The sequence below is a fragment of the Microvirga sp. P4_G7 genome (genome assembly GCF_056401005.1).
Map to the genome: position 1 here is coordinate 1 of NZ_JBFUKD010000664.1, position 1,973 is coordinate 1,973.

The 1,973-nt window shown below is 61.1% G+C and carries 2 protein-coding genes; one reads left to right on the plus strand and one right to left on the minus strand.

Going from position 1 to position 1,973, the window contains the following annotated elements; translation table 11 throughout:
• The coding region (locus AC1DT3_RS19280; protein ID WP_477466827.1) for an esterase-like activity of phytase family protein at window positions 1–1,506 on the plus strand (1,506 nt) is incomplete at its 5' end.
• A gap of 61 nt (window positions 1,507–1,567) precedes the next feature.
• On the opposite strand, the gene AC1DT3_RS19285 is transcribed toward AC1DT3_RS19280, so the two are convergent.
• Window positions 1,568–1,973, minus strand: a 406-nt coding sequence (locus AC1DT3_RS19285; RefSeq protein ID WP_477466828.1) for a TerC family protein, incomplete at its 5' end; no start/stop codon positions are given.

Below are 1,973 nucleotides of genomic sequence, written 5' to 3' on the forward strand. Positions count from 1 at the left end.
CTGCAGGAAAACAACCATATCGTCATCATCGACGGGGCGACCGGAAAGGTCGAAGCCCACTTCCCGGCCGGCACAGTCGATCTTGCGGCCATCGACACGAAGAAGGACGGCAAGATCGACCTCAGTGGATCGATGAAGGCCGTGCCACGCGAGCCGGACGCGGTCCATTGGCTCGATACCACCCGGCTTGTCACTGCGAACGAGGGCGATTGGAAAGGCGGGACACGCGGTTTCACCATTTTCAACAAGGACGGCTCGGTCGCCTACGAATCCGGCGCATCGCTGGAGCACGAGGTCGTTTCGCTCGGTCACTATCCCGACAAGCGCAACAAAAAGGGCGTCGAGATCGAAGGCCTCGAAGTGGCCCAGTTCGGCAAGGATCGCCTGATTTTCGTCGGCGCAGAGCGCGCCTCCGTCGTGGGCGTCTATCGCGATACGGGCGCGGCGCCCGAGCTGCTGCAGGTTCTTCCCACCGGCATCGGGCCTGAAGGTCTGTTGGCTATCCCAGGGCGCAATCTCTTCATCGCCACGAGCGAGACCGACCTCCACGGCGAAGGCGGCGTCGGGCCGCATGTGATGGTCTATCAAAGGGCCGAACGGTCGGCGCCGGCCTACCCGACCATTCGTTCGACCAATAGTGCCCAAGGCCTCCCGATCGGCTGGGGCGCCCTCTCGGGCCTCGCCGCCGACGCCTCGCAGCCGGGCAAGCTCTACGCGGTGACCGACAGCGTCTATGATGGCGCACCGCGTATCCTCACGATCGACGCGCGGACCAACCCTGCCCGGATCATCAGCGAAATGCTCGTCACCCGTAACGGCAGCACCGCCGAGAAGCTCGACCTTGAAGGGATTGCGATCGCCGCAGATGGTGGATTCTGGCTCGCTTCCGAGGGCAACCTCGAAAAGGGCATGAACAACCTCCTGCTCAAGGTCGACTCCAAGGGCGCCATACAGGACGAGATCAAGTTGCCCGCCGATCTCGAAAAGGGCGCCAAGAATTACGGCTATGAGGGCGTGACGGTGTCGGGTTCCGGAAACGAGGAACGCGTCTGGGTCGCGGTACAGCGGGAATGGGCAGAGGATGACAAGGGGACGGTAAAGCTCCTTGCCTATAAGCCTTCCGACAAGAGCTGGAGCGGCGTCCGTTACCCCCTCGACAAGACCACAACGGGTTGGGTCGGATTGTCCGAGATCACGGCGACCGGCGACAGGTTCATCGTCATCGAACGTGACAACCAGATCGGCGACAAGGCCAGGATCAAGACGCTCTATTCGATCGCCGCATCCGACATGAAACCAGCAGCTCTGGGCGAAGCCCTGCCGCTTGTGAAGAAGACGCTGCTTCGCGATCTCCTGGGCGACCTCAAGGCGCCGAAGGGCTACGTCCTCGACAAGGTCGAAGGCTTCGCGGTCGATGCGGCAGGCGACGCCTACATCGTCACCGACAACGACGGCGTCGACAATTCCTCCGGCGAGACGCAGTTCATCAGGCTCGGTAAGTTCTGACCAAGGCAGACAACGAAAAGGCCGCTCGGGTGAGCGGCCTTTTTTTATTCCGTGCAGGTGGTTAGGTGCGCTTCTTCGCTTTTCGCGAGAGCATATTGAGAACCTCGACCAGGGCCGAGAACGCCATCGCGCTGTAGATGTACCCCCTGGGAACGTGGGCACCGAAGCCTTCGGCGATGAGGGTCATGCCGATCATCAAAAGGAAGCCCAGAGCCAACATCACGATGGTCGGGTTCCGCTTGATGAAATTCGCCAGCGGATCCGCTGCAAACAACATCACGGCGACGGCGACCACGACGGCGACCACCATGATCGGAATATGATCCGTCATGCCGACCGCGGTGATGATGCTGTCGATCGAGAACACCAAGTCGAGAACCAGGATCTGACTGATCGCCGTGGCAAAGCCGAGATGGGGCTTCTTGTTTTCGAACATGTCCGACTCGTCGCCTGGATCCACACTGTGG